The 19665-nt window shown below is 70.5% G+C and carries 13 protein-coding genes; 4 read left to right on the forward strand and 9 right to left on the reverse strand.

What is annotated here, in order from left to right; all coding sequences use genetic code 11:
- The 3 genes from ASG96_RS18280 to ASG96_RS18290 form a co-directional block, all read right to left on the reverse strand.
- A complete protein-coding gene (locus ASG96_RS18280) occupies positions 1 to 984 on the reverse strand; it encodes a carbohydrate ABC transporter permease (RefSeq protein ID WP_157610994.1) in 984 nt (327 codons plus the stop codon).
- Positions 981 to 1919 (reverse strand): carbohydrate ABC transporter permease, encoded by a 939-nt coding sequence (locus ASG96_RS18285; protein ID WP_056750628.1) that lies wholly within the window; start codon positions 1917 to 1919, stop codon positions 981 to 983. The genes ASG96_RS18280 and ASG96_RS18285 overlap by 4 nt, the downstream gene beginning before the upstream one ends.
- Before the next feature lie 173 nt (positions 1920 to 2092).
- Positions 2093 to 3388: a sugar ABC transporter substrate-binding protein gene (locus ASG96_RS18290; RefSeq protein ID WP_056750625.1), complete on the reverse strand. Its 1296-nt coding sequence runs from the start codon at positions 3386 to 3388 to the stop codon at positions 2093 to 2095.
- 215 nt (positions 3389 to 3603) lie between these two features.
- Here ASG96_RS18290 and ASG96_RS18295 point away from each other — a divergent pair, with 215 nt between their 5' ends.
- The gene (locus ASG96_RS18295) at positions 3604 to 4623 is read left to right on the forward strand and encodes a LacI family DNA-binding transcriptional regulator (RefSeq protein ID WP_056750622.1); all 1020 of its coding nucleotides are present in this window, start codon (positions 3604 to 3606) and stop codon (positions 4621 to 4623) included.
- A gap of 16 nt (positions 4624 to 4639) precedes the next feature.
- Here ASG96_RS18295 and ASG96_RS18300 read toward each other — a convergent pair whose 3' ends face one another.
- Together ASG96_RS18300 and ASG96_RS18305 are read right to left on the reverse strand one after the other, a co-directional pair.
- Positions 4640 to 8083 carry a fibronectin type III domain-containing protein gene (locus ASG96_RS18300; RefSeq protein ID WP_157610996.1) on the reverse strand — a complete coding sequence of 1148 codons (3444 nt, stop codon included), beginning with the start codon at positions 8081 to 8083 and terminating at the stop codon, positions 4640 to 4642.
- A gap of 311 nt (positions 8084 to 8394) precedes the next feature.
- Positions 8395 to 10080 carry a sialidase family protein gene (locus ASG96_RS18305; protein WP_235509222.1) on the reverse strand — a complete coding sequence of 562 codons (1686 nt, stop codon included), beginning with the start codon at positions 10078 to 10080 and terminating at the stop codon, positions 8395 to 8397.
- A gap of 324 nt (positions 10081 to 10404) precedes the next feature.
- On the opposite strand from ASG96_RS18305, the gene ASG96_RS18310 reads away from it, so the two are divergent.
- Positions 10405 to 12021: an HNH endonuclease signature motif containing protein gene (locus ASG96_RS18310; RefSeq protein WP_057588841.1), complete on the forward strand. Its 1617-nt coding sequence runs from the start codon at positions 10405 to 10407 to the stop codon at positions 12019 to 12021.
- A gap of 55 nt (positions 12022 to 12076) precedes the next feature.
- On the opposite strand, the gene ASG96_RS18315 is transcribed toward ASG96_RS18310, so the two are convergent.
- From ASG96_RS18315 to ASG96_RS18330, 4 genes are all read right to left on the reverse strand, one after another.
- Positions 12077 to 13552 carry a hypothetical protein gene (locus tag ASG96_RS18315; RefSeq protein WP_157610998.1) on the reverse strand — a complete coding sequence of 492 codons (1476 nt, stop codon included), beginning with the start codon at positions 13550 to 13552 and terminating at the stop codon, positions 12077 to 12079.
- A 182-nt stretch (positions 13553 to 13734) separates the two neighbouring features.
- On the reverse strand, positions 13735 to 14703 hold the full coding sequence (locus ASG96_RS18320) for a cation diffusion facilitator family transporter (RefSeq protein WP_057588843.1): 969 nt from the start codon (positions 14701 to 14703) through the stop codon (positions 13735 to 13737).
- Between the two features lie 132 nt (positions 14704 to 14835).
- A complete protein-coding gene (locus ASG96_RS18325; RefSeq protein WP_057588844.1) occupies positions 14836 to 17172 on the reverse strand; it encodes a TIM-barrel domain-containing protein in 2337 nt (778 codons plus the stop codon).
- Positions 17173 to 17257: 85 nt separating this feature from the next.
- Complete coding sequence (locus tag ASG96_RS18330; RefSeq protein ID WP_082591874.1) at positions 17258 to 18703, reverse strand: FAD-dependent monooxygenase; 1446 nt, start codon at positions 18701 to 18703, stop codon at positions 17258 to 17260.
- On the opposite strand from ASG96_RS18330, the gene ASG96_RS18335 reads away from it, so the two are divergent.
- The gene (locus ASG96_RS18335) at positions 18702 to 19193 is read left to right on the forward strand and encodes a cupin domain-containing protein (protein ID WP_057588846.1); all 492 of its coding nucleotides are present in this window, start codon (positions 18702 to 18704) and stop codon (positions 19191 to 19193) included. The two genes, ASG96_RS18330 and ASG96_RS18335, sit on opposite strands and share 2 nt — an antisense overlap.
- Before the next feature lie 18 nt (positions 19194 to 19211).
- Positions 19212 to 19601, forward strand: coding sequence for an SRPBCC family protein (locus ASG96_RS18340; RefSeq protein WP_057588847.1), 390 nt, complete (start codon positions 19212 to 19214; stop codon positions 19599 to 19601).
- Positions 19602 to 19665: the final 64 nt, after the last annotated feature.

The following is a 19665-nucleotide window of genomic DNA, read 5'->3' on the forward strand; positions in this document are numbered from 1 at the left end:
TCAGCCTTTCACGCCACTGCTGGCCATGGAGTTGATGAACGATCGCTGGAAGGCGATGAACAGGATGAGGACGGGCGCGGTGATCATCGTCGCGTAGGCCATGATCTGCCCCCACGAGGTGTTGAGCTGCTTGAAGTAGTCGATGCCGACCATCACCGGTCGCAGCTCCTCGGTCTGCACCGACATCAGCGGCCAGAGGTACTGGTTCCACATCGGCAGGAAGGTGAGGATCGCGACGGTCGCGATGGCCGGGCCCGACAGGGGCATGACGATGCTTCGGTAGATCCGGAACCACCCCGCGCCGTCGACCTTCGCCGCCTCGTCGAGCTCCTTCGGGATGGAGTCGAAGTACTGGTAGAAGAGGAAGATCGAGAAGGCGTTGGCGATGAACGGGATGATCTGCACCTGGTAGGTGTCGAGCCAGCCCTGGCTGAACCCGTCGGGCCCGAGGAAGGGCAGCTGGTTCGCCCACCACAGCAGCGGCAGCGCGAGGGTCTCGAAGGGGACGATGAGGGTCGCAAGGATGATGCCGAGCACGATGCCGCCGCCCTTGAACCCGATCCGGGCCAGCGCGAACGCGGCCATCGAGTTGACGAGGATGCCGAGCACGACGGTGACCACGGTGATGATGACCGAGTTCATCATGAACTGCGCGAACGGGACCCGGTCGAAGACGCCCGTGTAGTTGTCCGCCGAGATGTCGCCGGTGGGCAGGAACGCCTTCCAGCTGCCGAGGTCGTCGAAGATCTGCAGGTCGGGCTTGAAGCTGCTGACGACCATGAACAGCAGCGGCAGACCGAACACGAGGCAGAGCACGATCCGCAGCAGCAGCCCTAGCCCCGCCCGGGCTGGGTGCGGCCGCTCCCCGCCCCGGTGGTGCTCGGGGACGGCGGTCTCGGCGACGTGGGCCAGGGTGCCGGTGCCGGCAACAGTGCCGGTGCCGGCGGCGATGTCAGTGACAGGGCCGGTCGGGGTGGCGTTCATCGGACGACGTCCTTGTCTCGGGTGAAGTAGCGGTTGACGAGGGTGACGGCGAGCACGAGGACGAAGAACGCGAGCGAGATCGCCGAGGCGTAGCCGGTCTGTTGCTGCTGGAAGCCGGTGCGGACCGCCATCAGCACGAGCGTCGAGGTCGAGTCGAGCGGGCCGCCCTGGGTCATGATGTTGACCTGCGTGAAGAGCGCGAACGCCGAGATCGTGATGGTGATGAGGATGAACGTGCGGGTCGCCTGCAGCCCCGGCCACGTGACGTAGCGGAACTTCTGCCACGTTCCGGCGCCGTCGAGATCGGCCGCCTCGTAGAGGTCCGCCGAAATGGTCTGGAGCCCGGAGAGCCAGATGACCATGTGGAAGCCCATCGCCTGCCACGCCGACATGAGGATGATCGCGAGCAGCGCGGTGTGCGGGTCGCCGAGCCAGTCCGGCCCCTCGATGCCGAACTTGAGGAGCACCTGGTTGATGAGGCCGTTCTTCTGGTACATGAACAGCCACAGCATCGACACGACGACCATCGAGGTGACGACCGGCAGGAAGTAGACGGTGCGGAAGAAGTTGACCCCGCGCATCTTGACGTTGACGAGCAGCGCCAGCCCGAGCGCGCACGCCGACTGCAGCGGCACGATGACCACGGCGAAGACGATCGTGTTGCGCAGCGACTTCCAGAACGTCTCGTCCTGGAAGAGCCGCACGAAGTTGTCGGTGCCGATGAACTCCGCCGGTCGGGGCGAGATCAACCGGGCGTTGGTGAACGCGAGCCCGAACGTCAGACCGATCGGGATCAGCAGGAACGTGATCAGCAGGACCGCCGCCGGCACCAGCATGAGCAGCGCCGTCGTGGTCGAGGAGCGGGAGCCCTTGACGGGCTTGCGCTCCGGGGGCGTGATCGCCGAGGGGTTCTCGGCCGCGGTGATGGTCGTCATCGTCCATCCCCTTTCGTGAAGGTCCGGGTTCAAGCAGGAGCTCGCGTATGCCGTCCGCCCGGGTCGGCGGGAGGGGCGGCAGTCACGCTGCCCCTCCCACCGCACGCGGCGGCATACCCTCGCGGTTCAGTGACTCGGCTCAGTGGCTCAGCCGGATGGCTGCGCCCAGCGGGTCACTGGAAGTAGCCGTTGGACTTCTGGTTGGCGTCGATGTTCTTGACGGCCTGGTCGAGCGCCTGCTTGGGGTCGGCGCCGTTGAGGATGTCCTGCGCGGTCTTCGTGAACTCCGTCGCGATGAAGGGGTAGCCCGGGGTCACGGGTCGCAGCAGGGCGAACTTCTTCGCGTAGTCGAGGAAGATCTCGTTCTCCCCGCCCTTCTCGTAGCCCTTGACCTGCGCGGCCGCCGCATCCGTCGCCGGGATGTTGTTCGTGTCCCGGGCGACGCTCGCCACGTACTTGTCCTGCGCCGCGAACTTCATGTAGTCGAGCGCGCCGGCCTGGTCGGAGCAGTTCTGCGAGATGCCCCACTGCCACGAGCCGCCACCGATCTTCGGGCCGGTGCCGAGGTCCGGCGGCGGGAGGAAGAGGGTGTCCTTGCCGAAGGCCTTGCGGGTGTCGACCGCCGTCCACGTGCCGTTGTAGAGGATCGCGGTCTTGCCGTTGATGAAGTCCTTGGCCGGGTCGGCGCCGGACTTGAGCGGGACCAGCCCGTCGGTGACGAGGCTCCGGAACCACGTCGCCCACTCGACGGCCTTCGGCCCGTTGAGGGAGCCCTCGGCCGTCTTGTAGCCGTCGCGGTTGATGAGGTCGCCGCCGAAGCTCTGGAGCATCGGGGAGTACGCGTAGGGCCACCACTCGCCGGTGAAGCTCGTCGCGATGTCGAGCGGGTTCTGGAAGTCGCCGGACGCCTTGATCTTCTTCAGCGCCGCGTCGAACTCGTCCTTCGTCCACGGGGAGTCGGTGGTCGGGACGCGGATGCCGTACTTGTCGAGGATCGTCTTGCGCGTGACCATGACGAGCGCGACGTCGTAGTAGCCGTAGGAGTACGTCTTGTTGTCCCACTTGCCGAGCACCGTCGGCAGGTACTTCGAGAGCGTGGCGTCGAGCCCGTCGAGCGGCGCGAGGTAGCCGGCCCACGCCCAGTTCGGCACGTTGGGGCCGTCGATGTCGAGGATGCAGGGCAGCTTCTTGGAGGCCGCCGCCGCGACGACGGACTGGTTGTAGGAGTCCTGCGGGAAGGCCTGGATCTTGACCTTGTACTTGCTCTGGCTCTTGTTGTAGTCGTTGACGATCGTCGTGATGGCCGCGAGCTCGGCCTTGTTGCCGGCGTTGTGCGTCCACATCGTCAGCTCGCCCCCGGCGCCGCCGGAGCTCGAGCTGGCGCCCTTGGTGCAGGCGGCCATGGAGAGGGGCAGCGCCGCGGCGAGGAGGCCGACGGCGACGCGCTTGGTGGTGGGGGTGAGCTTCATCGGTTCCTCCGGGGTGGGAAGGTCCAGCGCCACTGCTAAAACCTTTCAGCACCGGACGGTAGACCTTGGACAGCACCCTGCACAAGGGTTTGCTAAATCCTTTTCACCAGCAGAGACCCGGCCGCGACCGGCCTACCGTGGGGTACGCTCTCGGCAGGGCACCCACGGAGGGTGCCCACGGCATACGCGACCAAGGGACGACCGACGGGGGGACGATGAACAAGCGACCGACGCTCGCCGACGTCGCAGCCCGCTCCGGCCTGTCGAAGACGGCCGTCAGCCTGGTGCTCAACGACCGCCCCGGGTCACGGCTCTCACCGGATGCGATCGCCCGCATCCACGAAGCCGCACGCGAGCTCAACTACCGCCCCAACCCCGCGGCCCGGTCGCTGCGCATGGGCACGACCGGCACCATCGGCTTCATCTCCGACGAGGTGACGATCACGCGCTTCGCGTCCGCCATGATCCGCGGCCTGCTCGACGTCGCCGACGAGCGCGACCAGGGCGTCCTCATCGCCGAGACCGGCCACCACCCGAAGCAGCGCGCCAAGGCGCTCGAGTTCATGATCGACCGCCAGGTCGACGGGCTCGTCTTCGGCTCGATGGCCGCCCGGCTCCTCGACCTGCCGCCGCTGCCCGAGTCGATGCGCATCGTCACGGCCAACAGCGCCGGCGCCGGGTCGTCCGCCTCCGTCCTGCCGGCCGAGCACGAGGCGGGCCGCGCCATGATGCGACTCCTCCTCGAGCACGGGCACGGCGAGGGCATCGGCATCATCGGCAGTGCCCCGAGCGCTCCCGCCGACCGGCGCGCCTCGGTGACGATCGGTGCCCGCTTCGCCGGCATCGACGAGGCTCTAGCCGAGGCCGGTGCGACGCCGGTCGCGGTCGTCGACGTCGGCTCGTGGGAACCGGCCAACGGCTACGCCGGGACGATGCAGGTCCTCGACGCCGGCACCCCGGTGACCGCATTGCTCTGCCTCAACGACCGCGTCGCGTTCGGTGCCTACCAGGCCCTGGCCGAGCGAGGCCTGCGCGTGCCCGACGACGTGTCCATCGCATCGTTCGACGACGACGAGATCGCCTCCTACCTGCGGCCCGCGCTCACGACGGCCCGGCTGCCCTACGAGGAGATGGGTCGGCGCGCGATGGAGCTCGTCCTGGGCGACGAGCCACAGGGCGAGCACCTCGTCGAGATGCCCGTCCAGTTACGCGCCTCGATCCGCTCCCTCACCTGACACGCGCCGTCGCGCGTCAGTGCGACGTCACCACCTTGACGCGGCCGGCCACGACGCACGCGTACGTCGACGGGCACTCGAGCTCGTAGACGCGGTCGGCGGGCTTGTCCCAGACGTCGTAGAGGCCCGTCTCCTGGGCGGCCGTGTTCCACGCCGTCCCGTTGAAGGTCGCGACCGACCCGCCGTTGAGCAGCGCCGAGCAGAAGCTCGTCGTCGGGCAGGCCACGTCGTAGGCGCCCTCCAGCTGGTAGTCCGTGGGCGCGACGAGGCGTCGCCACGTCGTCCCGTCGAACCGGAGGCTCGTGCCGCCCTCGTCGACGGCGAGGCACATCGTCGTCGACGCGCACGACACGACGGCACTGCGGTCGGTGCCGCTCGCCAGGTCCGTCTGCGTCGACCACGTCGACCCGTTCCACCGCGACCAGTAGCCGCTGCCGCCGTGGACGGCGATGCAGAACGTCGTGCTCAGGCAGTCGACCGCGGTCGGCGCCCCGCCGTTGTAGGTGAAGACCGTCTTGTAGGCGCTCCACGACGTGCCGTTGAAGGTGCTGGCGTGGCCGAAGGAGTCGAAGGCGACGCACCACCCCGCCACGGGGCAGTCGGCGTCGCCGAGGTCGGCAGGAGCGGCCCCGTTGGCAGACCAGGTCGACCCGCTCACGCTGCGCCACGTGCGCGCCGAGGACGCGTTCGTGAGACACCACGTCGAGCTGGCGCAGGCTGCGTTCGAGGCGACGGACGAGATGGTGACCGGGTCGGCCCACGACGTGCCGTTCCAGCGGTAGGCCTTGCCGCGCTCGTCGGTGGCGAGGCAGTTCGTCGTGGCGCCGCACGCAAGGTCGATGATGCCGCCGCGGGTCGCGTCGAAGCTGGTCAGCGTCGACCACGACGTTCCGTTGAAGCGGGTGTAGCGCCCCAGGGACTCGGCGCCGATGCAGGTCGTGGAGACGCAGGACAACGTGAAGCCCCGAGGCGCTCCGAACGCCGTGACCCGGCTCCAGGTCGTCCCGTTCCACCGTGAGTAGCCGCGCTCGTAGTCGGCGGTGATGCAGAACGTCGTCGAGGAGCACGACACGTCGTAGCCCTGGAATCCGTTGGTGGAGTCGAAGGTGGGCAGGGTCTTCCACGACGACCCGTTCCAGCGGACCGACAGTCCCCCGCTCGAGGTCGCCATGCAGAAGGTGGCGCTCGTGCACGACACGTCGTAGGTGGACGAGCCGTTGGGCTGGATCTTCGTCGACGTCCACGTGCTGCCGTTCCAGCGGGTGGCCCATCCGGCGCCGTACATGTCCTGGCCGATGGCCACGCAGAAGGTCGTGGACACGCAGTCGAGCCGGCCCGTGGGTGCCGTCAGCTTGGTCGCAGCCGTCCACGACGTGCCGTTGAAGCGTGCAGTCCAGCCCTTCCAGCTGTCGTCCTGCCCGACGGCGACGCAGAAGGTCGTCGAGGTGCAGGTGACCGACGCGGCCACCAGCTCGAGGCCGGTGGTGCTCTTGATCCGGGTGGCGGCACTCCAGACGCCGCTCCGGTAGGTGACGATCCCGCCGCTGTCCGCGACCGCTGCGCAGAACGACGACGACACGCACGACAGCGACGAGAAGCCGCCGTCCGTGTCGGTGTCCGCGAGGGTGACGGCTCGCTTCGGCGCGCTCCAGGCCGTGCCGTTCCACGTCAGGAACTGGCCGGACGCATCGCCCACCATGCACCACGTGGTGGTCACGCACGAGATGGTGCGCGGAGCCCCGACGTAGGGCGCGACCCGCACGGGGGCCGACCACGCGAGCGCCGTCGTGGCGCGCGAGTCCTCGACCGGCGCGGAGATGTTCGGGAACGAGTCGTGCGCCCACACCGAGTAGCCGTAGGTCGTGCCGGGCGCGAGGTTCGTGTCGGTGAACGTCGTGCCGGTGGTCTCGGCGACGACGGTGCCCTCGAAGGGGTCGCCGGTCGTCGCGCCGTCGGCGACCCGGCGGATCGTGACGCCGCTCAGGTCCCCGTCGGTGGGGTTCTGCCACGAGAGGGAGATCGAGTTCTTCGTCGGCTGCGTCACGGTCAGCCCCGTCACCGAGCCCGGGGGCTGGACGTCGGCGGTGGGGCCGGTGACGTAACCGACGATGTCGGCCACGAGGTCGACCGACCCCGAGGACTGCACGAGGAGGTCGACCCAGCCGTCGGCCGACACCGGGGCGAGGACGAGGTTGGCGTCGTTGCGTCCCTTGGTGAACTGCACCTGCGAGCCGGTCGGCAGGTTGCTCGCGCCCGGGAGCACGCTGACGCGACCCTGCGCGGTCGCACGCGTCGCGGTGACGTTGAGCAGGACCGCGTGCACGCCGCCGTACGGCACCCCGGCGACGCCCGTGACCGGGATCTCGGCCCAGCCGTTGTTGTAGACCTGCCCACCACCATCGGTCCTCGTGTCGAGGAGGCGCACCGGCGCGACGGCCGCCATGGACCCGTCTGCGACCGGAGTTCCCGTGCGCACCCAGCCGACGACGTCGGCGATCGCGTGCACCGACCCGTTGCTCGTGACCCGCAGGTCGACCGAACCCGTGTCCGACAGCGGAACCAGCACGAGGTTCGCGCGCACCTGACCGGCGTTGTAGTTCAGGTTCGAGGTCGTGGCGTCACCCGTCAGGGTCGGCGCCACGGTGAGGAAGCCGGCAGCCGTACCGCCGACCGCCGTGACGTTGAGCAGGACCGCACCCGCGCCCTCGGCCGGGACACCACCGCGCCCGGCCACCGCGAGCCGCACCGTGGAGCCACCGGCCAGGATGCCCTTCGGGGCACCCGTCCCGTCGCGGGTGTCGAGGAGCCGCTGCGGGGCCAGCGGGGAGTACGCGCCCGGCTCGGTCCCGTCGCCGGCCTCGACCCAGCCGACGACCTCCGCGAGCAGCTGCGTCGACCCGGAGCCGCCGACGCGCAGCTCGGCGCGTCCGTCGGCCGAGAGGCGAGTGACGACGAGGTTCGTCGCGACGTCACCCGTCGCGTAGTTGAGCGACGACGCCGTCGGCACCGGCGACGCCGCGGCGTACGCCGTCACGAACCCCGGGCCGGTCGGTGACACGACCGTGACCGTCAGGGCCACCGCGCCGACACCGGTCGCGGGCACGCCCTCGCGCCCGGTCACCGGGAACGACACGCTCGAGCCGGCGGCGACCGCCGCCTTGGCAGCGCCGAGGCCGGTGCGGGTGTCGAGGAGGCGGTGCGCCGGCAGCGCGTGCATGCCGCCCGGGAGTGATGCTGCCGAGACCGTGCCGGCGGCCGTGCCCGTGCCCGTGGCCGTGGCCGTGCGGGCTCCGTCGGTCGGCGACGGGGCAGCGGTGGCGTCGTCAGCCGACGTCGAAGCCGAGGACGTCGTCCGTGGGGTGCGCTGCGGCGTGGCGGCGGTCGAGTCGGTCGGGGCAGCCGCACGCGTGGTCGTCGAGCGGTCCACCGAGCCGGCCCGCTCCCGACGGGTCTGTGACACGTCTCCAGCCGCAGGTGCTGTCGAGGAGGCTGTCGCCGCCCGAGCGGGGGCACCCGCTGTCGGGACGGCGATGGTGGTCAGCGTCAAGGACGCCGCGAAAGCAGCCGCGACGGCGCGCAGAGTGGGCATGCGTTGGATCCCCTGTGTCGGGCCGCCCACCGTGGTGCGGCGGGCTCAGGATAGGGGCACGATCCGCTCCTTGGTGCCATTGCCGACGAAACCGGTGGGCCCGGACGAACCCGGCGCACCGGCATACGCCATCTGCGCGTCAGCGCCACGTCAGCGCCACGTCGGCGCTAGCAAGCGCTACCTCAGCGCACGCGCACCGACGACGTGTAGACCTCCTGGTTGGGCGTCGACCCGGTCAGCGTCGGGTTGCCGCGGAAGTCGGTCCACACCGGGTGGGCGACGAGGTCGCTGCCCATCGCGATGCTCGTGTAGTCGCCGATGAACGCGCCCTGCAGCTCCTGGCCCGACACGGCGCCGATGGTCACGAACTGCACCTGCGGGTTGCTCGTCGCGGTGGTCACGCGTGTCGTCGGCGACTTCTTGAGGTTGCCGATGCCGGTCGCGCCGTTCATGACGACGTCGAGGCCGACCCCGTTGGGGTTGTACGAGCGCGTGTAGGTCGAGACGGCGACGCGCCCGTTGTAGGCGGCGACGGCAGGGAAGACCTCGTCCGCCGCGGAGCCGAGAGCAACCGGCGCCTGCCACTGGACCCCGTTGCCGGAGGTCGCGACGAAGACGTCACCGTTGGTCCTGATCGACTGGCCGGAGCTGTCGTAGGAGCCGTTCCGGTCGTCCGCCCACGCGACGTAGAGGCGGTTGTTCGTCCGGTCGATGGCGAGCGACGGGTAGCTGTTGATCCGGAAGTTCTCGCCGGTCAGGGCCGGGGTCTGGAGGTCCCGGTTGAAGGGGAAGTCGTAGTCGGCCGACACCTCCCGGCTGCTGAAGGTCGCGCCACCGTTCGTCGACTTGGCCACGACGACGGCGTCGTGGTCGGTGGCCTGGTCGCACGCGAGGGACTGGCAGACCGATCCCTCGTAGGCGATGTAGACGGCCCCGTCGGACCCGACCAGCGGGAACGAGCCCTGGTCGAAGGGCGTGACGCCGCCCGGGGTGAAGGTCGGCGTGACCGAGGTGCGCGGGCTCCACGTCGCGCCGCCGTCGACCGACTTCGACACGACGATGGGCGATGCGGTCGAGTCGAACCGGGTCCACGACACGTAGGCGGCGCCGCTGCTCTGGTCGACCCCGATCCACTCCTTGTCGTTGAAGACGTCGGTCGGCACGGGGTTGCCACTCGCGTCCGCGCCGTCGAGCGCCACGATCGAGGGCTCGCCCCACGTGACGCCGCCGTCGTGCGAGACGTTGACGGTGATCGCGCTGCCGTCGTTGAGCCGGCTGAAGGCGATGTTGGCGAAGTAGACGGTGTTGTTGGGTCCGAAGGCGATGGCGGGGTCGCCCGCCCCGTCCATGTCGGATAGCGCACCGGTGGCCCCCGTCGAGAAGGTCAGGTGCGGCAGCGCGACGTTCGTCCACGTGGCACCCCCGTCCATCGACGTGTAGGCGAAGCCGTAGGAGTCGTTGCGGCCCTCACGCGAGTTGAAGAGTCGGTAGTCGTTCGCGCCGGCCACGATGTTGCGCGGGTTGGCCGGGTTGACCGCGACGGTCGTCTCGTTCTGCGCGGCCGCGCAGCCCGTCTGCGAGCCGGCCTGCACGATGCTGTCGCCGACGATCGCGTCGACGTTCGGGGCCGGGTTGCCGTAGGGGTTCGGCGCGCCGAGGTAGCTCTGGCACAGCGCCGAGAGGCTCGGTTCGGCGGCACCGTTGTCCTCGTCCTGACCGTCGAGCAGCGCGTTGACCCTGAGTGGCTGGGCATGCTTGAGGTGCGGGGAGGCGTGGGCGTGTCCCGGCGGCGCCGCACTGGCCGACCCACCGGCCGGGATCGCCGTGAACGCGATGGAAGCGAGGCCGAGGCTGGCCAAGACGGCCACCCTCCGCCGACGGGTGTTGCCCATGGTGCACCTCTTCAAGGTCTCGTGAACGGTGACGATCCCCCGATCTTCGGAACGTACTCTCGGCCCGTCGCGCCCGTGGCCGAACGCGAATCCCGCTGTGGCGCAGGTGATTGCGTATGCCGTGTGGTGGCGGGTGATCGGCGGCGCGGGGTTCGTCGGGCTGGGTGCGGGCTGGGCGCGGACTGGTGGACGGCCGGATGAGGGCTGGGTGCGGGCTGCGCGGGGACTGGGTGAGGGCTGTGCTGCCGAGGGCGGTTCAGAGGTCGGGGCACTGTCGGTGGTCGCCTCTAAAGTTGTTTCATGGCAACGGAACCCACGACGCTCGAGCTCCTGAGGAGCCGGCTCACCGACCTCGAGGCGCGCCAGCGTGCCACGGGCGGTGTGGCCGAGGGCGGGTTCTGGGAGCGCTTCTCCGGGCGTGTGCCGTCTCCCCCGTCCCGGACCACCGGACCGTCAGCGCGGGCAGGCGCACGAGCGGGTGCACTGGCGGGAGCACGGGGCCGGCGCGTGGCGCCCCACGTCCGACCGGAGCCGCGGCCGAGTGGGCTGTGGTCCGGACTGGCGCTCGACGACGCGGACGCTCTCGAGGCGCTCGACCTGCGTCGGATGCCACGGCTCGACGCCGCCGGCTACGAGCAGATGGTCGAGGACCCGTCCTGGGTCGAGGCCACCGCGGCGCGAGGGGAGGCCCGGGCGGAGCGTGAAGCGGAGGCCGACGGCCGATGCGCTCAGCAGGAGGCGATTGCCTTCGAGGCGGCGGCCGGGCTGGGCCTCACGGGGCACGCCGAGGCCGAGCTCACGGCCGCGGCCGAGCGGGTCGCGCACCAACGACGCGCCCACGAGGTCACGCTCGTCACCATCGTCTCCGAGCTCGTGTCGCGCGGCATCGAGCCGCCCGACGGGCTGTCGCGCACCGACTGGCTACGCAGCCACGACCCGAGCCTGACGGCCGGGCAGGCGAAGGCGTTCGTCACGGTCGGCACGGCCCTGGCCGAGGCACGCTGGGCGCGGCTGCGGCTGCTCGTGGCGACCCAGCAGGTCACCGTCGGTAACGCTGCGCAGATCGTCGAGTTCGACGCGCGCACGACGCCGGTGGCCGACCCCGACGACCTCGTCACCGCGCTGGCCGACGTCACCGAGCAGGCACCGCGGCTGCGGCCTGAGGAGCTGGCCCGTCTCGTCCGGCACCACACCGAGCAGGTGCGGCCGCCTCGCGACGAGGACAGGCTCGACCGAGGGCGCCGCGAGGCCCGTGGCCTGTGGTTCACGCCGCCCAACGCCACCGGCATGGTCGGCCTGCGCGGCGTGCTCGACCCGGAGGGCGCGGCCGTGCTCAAGGCCGCGATCGACCCGCTGTCGATCCCCTGCCCCGAGAAGGACGAGCACGGCCGCACGGTCACGCCCGACGACCGCACTCCCGCGCGACGACGGATGGACGCCCTGCTGACGGTGGTGCAGCGCGGGGTCGCGTCGTCCGACGGCGTCCCGACCACCGACAAGGCCAAGGTCGTCGTCCTCATCGACCTCGAGTCACTCGTCGACGACGTCCGCGGCTCCGGCACCACGCTCACCGCCGACGTCCTGTCGCCCGGGGTCGTGCGCCGGATGGCCTGCGACGCCGAGATCATCCCGATGGTGCTCGGCCGTGACAGCGAGCCGCTCGACGTCGGGCGCAGTCAGCGCCTCTTCACCCGAGGCCAGCGCCTCGCCCTCATCGCCCGTGACCAGGGCTGCAGCTTCGACGGGTGCACGGTCCCCTCGACCTGGTGCGACGCGCACCACGTGGAGCATTGGCGGCACGGCGGCCGCACCTCGGTGAGCAACGGGGCCCTGCTCTGCCCGAGGCACCACACCGAGGTCCACGAGCGGGACCTCACGGCGACGGTCACCGCCACCGGGGTCACCTGGCACACCTGACTCCCCCGCCCCGCACCCCGCCGACCCCGTCGGGGTCAGAGGCATGCGCGGACGATCAGCGCCCGACGGACTCGTCGGGTCCTTCGCCGGAGCTGTCCGCCTCGCCCTCGTCCTCCGCGACGGCGACGGGTGGGGGCTCCTGGGTGCTCGGCTCCGTGGCTGGCGCGTCTTCTGTCGTGGCGGTGCCGGGAGTGGACTCGCGCGACGTCGTGGACGAGGCGGTTGTGGCGCTGTCCCCACCGTGCTCGTCGGTGCCCGGACCAGCCGCCGACTCGCGGTTCGCGTCAGCCTCGGTGTTCCGACCGTTCGGCTGCTGCGCCTCATCGTCACCAGTCTCCAGTCCGACCTGCGATGGCGCTGCATCACCCGTCACTATTGCTGCGGTGCCTGTTGCTGCGTCGCCTGCGGCTTCGGTCGTCTCGACTCTCACGCGCGACAGCTCGGCCAGGGCCGCCTGGGCGGCAACCGCCATGGCCTCGACCGCCTTGAACGCCTGAGTCGACCGCGCGAGTCTGGCGGCTACCTCGGTGTCCGCGAATGCGACTGCCGTCGCCGTTTCGGACGTCCCGACAACAGGATCGCTGACCAGCGGAACTTCGGCTCCTGGCGTCTTCGCTGCGCCTTCGGTCTGAGCCGTGTCGGCGTCGGCCTTCCTCGCCGCCTCCTCAGCCTGAGCCTTCTCCGCCTCGGCCTGCTTCGCCGCCTCCTCAGCCTGAGCCTTCTCCGCCGCCTCCGCAGCCTTGGCCTTGTCGACTTCGGCCTGCTTCGCCGCCTCCGCAGCCTTGGCCTTCTCGGCTTCGGCCCTCTTCGCCGCCTCCTCGGCAGTGATCTCCTCACCCTCGCCGTCGTCCGCCGCTGGACGCCTGGGGTTCACCGTCTCGACCGCGTTCGTGACCGTCGACGCCCCGAAGTAGAAGGCGGCGATGGCGACCACGAGCGTCGCGAGAGTCGTCAGCAGCTGCTTGGACAGGTCGTCGAAGGACTCGTTGGGCGCCGCGACAAGGACTACGTCATACAGGCCGGACCCGTCCGAGGTCTCGACCTTCGACAGCACCTGGTCCACCGGGATCGCGTCGACCTGAGCGGTGGAGAGGTTGTCCAGCTTGCGCCCCTCAAAGCCGCCACGCTGCGCCGACCCCACGAGGAAGACCGACACCACGCCGAAGAGGAGCACGAGCATGAGCGCGAGGATGGCCCGGATGCTGCCGTCCGGCAGGCCCATCGCATACCGCTTGTCGGCCAGCGCCAGTCGCTTCAGCACGATGGAGAGGCAGGCGACACAGAGCACGAGTACCAGCGCTCCGAGGATGACGACGAGCGCGATCGCGATCTCGGCGGGGATGAAGTTCTGGCTGTTCATCCACGTCAGCACGAACGCGATGGCCACGACCGAGACGATGCCGACGAACATCGCCAGGCTGATGGCGGTCAACGCACTGCGCCCTGCGTAGCGTGGACGGAACACCCGGTCCGCCAAGCGGCTGCCAAAACGCCGGTTGTCCGGCACGACTGGAGGCTGGTTCTGGCTCACGTGGTCCCCTCACGCTCGCATCCCTGTGACCGCTCGGCGGCGGTCCTTCCATCGAGTGTGGCGCACCATATGCAGCCATGTGCACACTTCTGGGGATTTCGTACGGGGTGGGAGCTCAAGCCCTAGACATCCCGTCGGCTCTACGCGCAGTCCTGGGGACTGTTGAGCCCGCCGAGAAACTCCTAGGCGACTGCCGGGCGCTCGATGCTCGGCGCGTCCGTCCGCGACAGGGTGACCATCGCCAGCTCGACGAGCTCGTGCTTCTCGATCTCGTGCCCGAGCACCGCGAGACGGTCGGCCACCTTCGACTCGGTGTCGTCACCGGTCAGGTCGACGGCCGCGACGAGGAAGACGCGCCCCGGCCCGACGAACTCGAGGTGCAGGAAGGTGATCCGCTCGACCTCTGGACTGTCGTGAAGGGCGTCGAAGGCCCGCGCCCACAGCTCCGGCCGCACGGCCTGCCCGACGAGGTAGTCGCGGTTGCGGCTGATGAGGAAGATCGCGACGACACCGAGCAGCAGACCGACGAGGATCGAGCCGAGCGCGTCCCAGACCGCGTTGCCCGTGACCTGGTGCAGGAAGATCCCGAGCCCTGCGATGAGCAGGCCGATGAGCGCCGCGGCATCCTCGGCGAAGACCGCCCGCAGGGTCGGGTTCGACGTGTTGGCGATGAACTTCAGCGGCCGCAGCCCGAGAGCTCGCGCCTCGGACCGCGTCTGCCGCGTCGCCTGGACGAACGAGACGCTCTCGAGCACGAAGGCGATGGCGAGCACGGCGTACGCCCACGTGTACGACGTCTCCGGCTCCTCGTGCCCGAGCACCGAGATGCCGTGCCACACCGACACGACCGCGCCGGCGCCGAAGAGCCCGAACGCCGCGAACATCGACCACACGTACGCCTCTCGCCCGTAGCCGAAGGGGTGCGTCGTGTCGCGCTTCTGCCCCGCGCGACGCTCTGCGATGAGCAGGAAGATCTCGTTCCCCGCGTCGGCCCACGAGTGGGCGGCCTCGGCGACCATCGACGCCGACCCGGTGATGATCGCGACGACCGACTTCGCCACGGCGATCAGGGCATTCATCGCCAGCGCGATGATGACGGTGAGCAGACTCTCGCTCTCCTGGCCCTGCTCGCGCTCCGCCGTGTCAGCCATGCTCGCCAGTCTTCCGTTCGGGGGTCACCCGCTCAAGGGGCGCTCGAGCGGACTGCCCCGACGGCATACCCGATGGGGGCGTATGCCGTTCGCTGCAGTCCGAGCGAACGGACCGCCCCGTCCTGGCGTCGTCTACGACTCGCGCGCGCTGTGGCGCACGACGTCGAAGCGGGTCCGCGCGTGACCGGCATACCCGGGTCCCGACGTCTCGTGCTCGACCGACACCTCGCCGCCCGAGCGCTCGACGACGACGGTCGTCGTGAGGCGCTCGGCCTCGCCGTCGGCGACCGTGAGGCCGTCGTCCTCGACGAGCACCGACTCCCAGCGGCCGTCGACGACCGGGTCGAAGACGTGCAGCTCGACCGACTCGGGCCGGTAACCGTCCGTCGAGGCGGGTGCCTCGGCCCACATCGGGATCGCGGCGCCGGCGCGCGCGTAGAGCGGGAGTCGCTCGAGCGGGGTCTCCACCGTGATCCGCTGGCCGCCGTGGTGCAGCTCGCCGGTGTGCCAGTCGTACCAGTCGCCCTCCGGGAGGTAGACGGTTCGCGACGTCTGCCCCTGCTCGCTCACCGGCGCGACGAGCAGGTCGCGGCCGAAGAGGTACTGGTCGTCGATGTCGACGACGGCCGGATCGCCTTGGTAGTCAAGGACGAGCGGACGCTGCACCGGCTCCCCCGTCTCAGTCGCCCGGACGAACGCCGAGTAGATGTACGGGATGAGCCGGTAGCGCAGGCGCACCGCCTCGCGGGCCAGGTCGTGGATCTCGGGCCCGAACGACCAGGGGTACTGGTCGATGTTGTTCGTCTCGGAGTGGTTGCGGCAGAAGGGAGTCAGCACGCCCATCTGCATCCATCGCAGGAAGAGCTCCGGGTTCGTGTCGCCCTGGAAGCCACCGATGTCGGCGCCGACGAAGGGCTGGCCCGACAGTCCGAAGCCGCACGCCATCGGGGTGCTGACCCACAGGTGGTCCCAACGGGCCTGGTTGTCGCCCATCCAGTTCGCGGCGTAGCGCTGGATGCCTGCGAAGCCGGCTCGCGACAGGATGAACGTCCGGGCCTCCGGCCGGGCGGCCCGCAGGCCCTCGATCGTGCCCATCGCCATGAGCAGGGCGTACTGGTTGTGGTAGCGCTCGTGCTTGGCGCGACCCTTGTCAAAGAGCATCGCCTGGGGCGCGATCTCGCCGGTGGCGGGCTCATTCATGTCGTTCCAGATGCCCGCCAGACCCGACTCGACGTGCCGGGCGTTGAGTGCGCCCCACCACGAACGCGCCTCGGGCGTCGCGAAGTCCGGGAAGACCGTGTTGCCCGGCCACACCTGGCCGATGTACGTGTCGCCGCCCTCGGTGCGGCAGAAGACGTCCTGCGCCAGACCGTCGTCGTAGACCGCGTAGCCGGGGTCGTGCTTGACGCCCGGGTCGACGATCGAGATGGCCCGGAAGCCGTGGTTGGCCAGGCCCTTGAGCATGCCGGCGGGGTCCGGGTATCGCTCCGAGTCCCACGTGAAGACGCGGTAGCCGTCCATGTAGTCGATGTCGAGCCAGATGGCGTCGCAAGGGAACTCGTCGTCGCGGTAGCGCTTGGCGATGACCTCGATGTCCTGCTGCTTGTACGCGTGCCACCGGCAGTGGTGGTAGCCGAGCGCCCAGATCGGAGGCAGCGACGCACGGCCGGTCAGCCACGTGTAGCGCTCGAGGATGCCCGCCATCGAGGCGCCGGCGAAGACGTACTCCGTCCACTGTCCGCCATGGAAGGTGACGCGGTACTCGTCGTCGCGGCTGAACTCGTACTCGCCGCGGTAGCCGTTGTCGACGAACGAGCCGGCCGCCGCCCCGGTCGAGGCGTCGCGCTGGTAGAAGAACGGGATCGTCACGTAGTACGGGTCGAACTCGGCGCTCGTCATGTCGGCGCGCGGGTCGTCCGCGTCGAGCCTCGCGCGGAACTCGGCCGTCGCGTGCTCGTTGAGGACGTCGGTGTTCCACATCGTGAAGTCGCGGCCGCGCCGGTTGTGGTGGCCGCCCTTCTCGCCGAGACCGTAGACCGCGTCGTCGCGACCGATGCGCCGGCGCGTCGTCCACGCGTCGTTGAGTGTCGCGTACGTCCAGTAGCGGCCCTCCGAGTCCGGGATCGACTCGATGACGACCGACCCGTCGGTGCGGTGGACGTCGACGCGGAAGGGGTCGAGCCAGAGCGTCACGACGAGGTCCTCGGTGACGAGCCGCCACGCACCCTCCGACTCCTCCGCCCGCCACGTGACGGCGCCACCGCCTTCGGGCACGGCGAGCGGGTCGATGCACACGGCATACGTCGGCTTCTCGTCGAGCACGCCGCCACGGCTCAGCTGGACGCGCACGACGTCCGAGCGCACGGCGTCGACGCGCAGCTTCTCCCCGTGCAGGCGGGCCAGCAGGCCGCTCGCCGTCTCCTCGACGGAGTCGACGCGCTCGAATCGGATGAAGTGGTCGGTCCTCATGCGTCCACCCTGTCAAAGAAGTGACCCGGTGACACAGCGGTCCGTCACGACCACACCCCACGTCGAGTGGGCAGGTCCCCGCGGCTCAGCCGACCGGGTGCGGGCCCACGGTGGGGTGGCGCACCTCGGCGCCGGTCACGACCGGCGACCTCCGCGAGGCGCGGAGCACCTTCGCCACCATCGACGGCCGCAGGAGGGAGGCCGGCGGGTCCTCGAGCTGGAGGACCCGGTTGAACGAGCGGGCGACCGGCAGGGACGCGTGGGCCGCATGGATGACGCGCACCATGTAGCCGTTGAGCTGGGCCGTGCCGACCGGCCGGTCGCCGACGGTCTTGGGGTGGCCGAAGTCCCCACCGACGGCGATCCGCCATGGCGCCTCGATGATGCGGGCGGCCTTGCGGTGGAAGCGTTTCGGCAGCTCGTCCGACAGGATCCCGACGCGACCCGCGACCGCGCCGAGCGCAGCCGCCTGGAGCGCCGACGACGTCATCCCCTGCCCGTAGATCGGGTCGAAGCTGCTCGACGCGTCGCCGAGGGTGACGAGCCCCGGAAGCAGTGCCCGCACCTTCTCGTAGTGCCGGCGCTGGCTCGACGGGAAGCGGTAGGTGTGGATGTCCGAGACCCGCTCGCACTGCGCGATGAGCTGCGCGACCGCGGGTGTCGAGAGCGTCGCGGCGAAGTCCACCAGCCCGTCGTCGGTCGCGGGCGGCACGTCGCCGTGGACGCCCGACAGCGTCACCTGCCACCGGTCGCCCTCGACGGGCACGACGGCGCCGCCGCGGAACGATCCCGGGTTCTCGATGCTGACGAGGAACATCCCCTCGAAGTCCTCCGGTGCGCGGCGCAGGAAGAAGGAGGAGTAGCCGATGTCGATGCCGACCTTGGTGACGGGCGGGTCGAGCAGCCGGGCGGCCGCGAGGTCGTGGGCGATGCGTGAGCTGCGCCCGGAGCAGTCGACGACGAGGTCCGCGGGTCGCGCCTCTCCGGCGACGACCACGCCGGTGACGCGACCCTGCCGGACCCTGAGCGACTCGACGGTCACTCCGTCCTCGATCGTCACGGAGGGCAGCGCGGCCACGCGCCGCCGGACGACGAGCTCGAGGAGGGGGCGCGTCATGCCCAAGCCGGGGCGTCCCCAGTAGCCGCGGGCGCGATACGCACCGCCCTGGTGCACCCACGCCCCGAAGCCGTCGACCGGGACCGCACCGAGCGACGTCAGCTCCTCCTCGATGCCCGGGAACCACTGCCGCAGCCGGTCGAGGCCGGCCGAGAGGAGCACGTGCAGGTGCCGGCCCTGCGGCACGCGGCCGCGAGGTGCGACCTCGTCGGACAACCGCTCCCGCTCCAGCACGACGACCGACTCCGCGTGGTCGGCGAGCGCCCGGGCCGCGAGCAGCCCAGCCATGCTGCCGCCGACCACGACGACGCGCCCTGCACGACCTGCACGCCCTGCACGCCCTGCTGCCACGGCCCACCTCATCTCGCTGACGGACACGACAAGGCTAGAGCTCCGGGGGTTTGATGGGGGCATGACAGAGCACCCCGACCTGCCGACCGCCGCCGCCGAGCCGTGCAGCCACGTCGCCGGCGACGCCCTGAGCCCTGCCGACCCGACGCCGGGGATGAGCCGGCAGGTCGCGCTGCACACCGAGTCGATGTGGTCGGGCACCGTCGACACCGAGGCCGGCGCCGTCTCCGGCTGGCACCACCACGGCGACCACGACACGACGCTCTACGTCGTCTCGGGCCGGATGCGGCTCGAGTCGGGGCCGGGCGGCGAGGTCGTCGTCGAGGCCGGCCCGGGCGACTTCCTCCGTGTGCCGGCAGGTGCCGTGCACCGCGAGTCCAACCCGGGCGACGGCACGTCCCGCGCGGTCATCGTGCGCTGCGGGTCGGGCACGCCGACGGTCAACGTCGACGGACCCGCCCCCACCACCGACCCCGCCGCTTCCCCTGACACGTCCCCTGACACGCCCCCTCACACATCCCCTCACACGTCCCCGGACGCCGACCGCACCTGAGCGACGAGGGAGCCCACCATGCGCGCGACGATCACGGCCAGCGGCGGAGCCGACCCGGCCGTCGCCTGGGCCCGATACGAGAACCTCGATCTCTGGTCGACGTGGTCGCCGCAGATCCAGGAGGTCATCGCCGCCACGCCCCGCCTCGCCCCCGGGCTCAACGGCCTGGTGGTCGGGCCGCTGGGGGTGCGGGTGCCGTTCGAGGTGCTGGCCGTCGACCCGGAGGCGATGGAGTGGAGCTGGCACGTGCGGCTCGGCCCGGTGCACGCCAGGCTCGACCACGTCGTCCGGCACGCACCGGGCGGCTGCACGACCGAGGTCGTCATCGACGCACCGGCCTTCGCGGTCGTCGGCTATCGCCCGCTCGCCGCGCTCGCGCTGCGCCGACTCGTTCGGCGCGACCTCTAACTGTACTGACCGGGCACGTTGGTTGAGGGAATGCGACTCATCGTTGTGAGCTGCTGACATGGGA

The organism is Terrabacter sp. Soil810, from assembly GCF_001429645.1.
Classification (GTDB): Bacteria; Actinomycetota; Actinomycetes; order Actinomycetales; family Dermatophilaceae; genus Terrabacter.

Bases quoted from the DNA above. Each gene is read 5' to 3' on its own strand.
- ASG96_RS18285 (WP_056750628.1), bottom strand. From the start codon at position 1,919: ATGACGACCATCACCGCGGCCGAGAACCCCTCGGCGATCACGCCCCCG.
- ASG96_RS18340 (WP_057588847.1), top strand. From the start codon at position 19,212: ATGCGCGCGACGATCACGGCCAGCGGCGGAGCCGACCCGGCCGTCGCC.
- ASG96_RS18320 (WP_057588843.1), bottom strand. From the start codon at position 14,703: ATGGCTGACACGGCGGAGCGCGAGCAGGGCCAGGAGAGCGAGAGTCTG.
- ASG96_RS18325 (WP_057588844.1), bottom strand. From the start codon at position 17,172: ATGAGGACCGACCACTTCATCCGATTCGAGCGCGTCGACTCCGTCGAG.
- ASG96_RS18295 (WP_056750622.1), top strand. From the start codon at position 3,604: ATGAACAAGCGACCGACGCTCGCCGACGTCGCAGCCCGCTCCGGCCTG.
- ASG96_RS18335 (WP_057588846.1), top strand. From the start codon at position 18,702: ATGACAGAGCACCCCGACCTGCCGACCGCCGCCGCCGAGCCGTGCAGC.
- ASG96_RS18330 (WP_082591874.1), bottom strand. From the start codon at position 18,703: ATGCCCCCATCAAACCCCCGGAGCTCTAGCCTTGTCGTGTCCGTCAGC.
- ASG96_RS18290 (WP_056750625.1), bottom strand. From the start codon at position 3,388: ATGAAGCTCACCCCCACCACCAAGCGCGTCGCCGTCGGCCTCCTCGCC.
- ASG96_RS18280 (WP_157610994.1), bottom strand. From the start codon at position 984: ATGAACGCCACCCCGACCGGCCCTGTCACTGACATCGCCGCCGGCACC.
- ASG96_RS18310 (WP_057588841.1), top strand. From the start codon at position 10,405: ATGGCAACGGAACCCACGACGCTCGAGCTCCTGAGGAGCCGGCTCACC.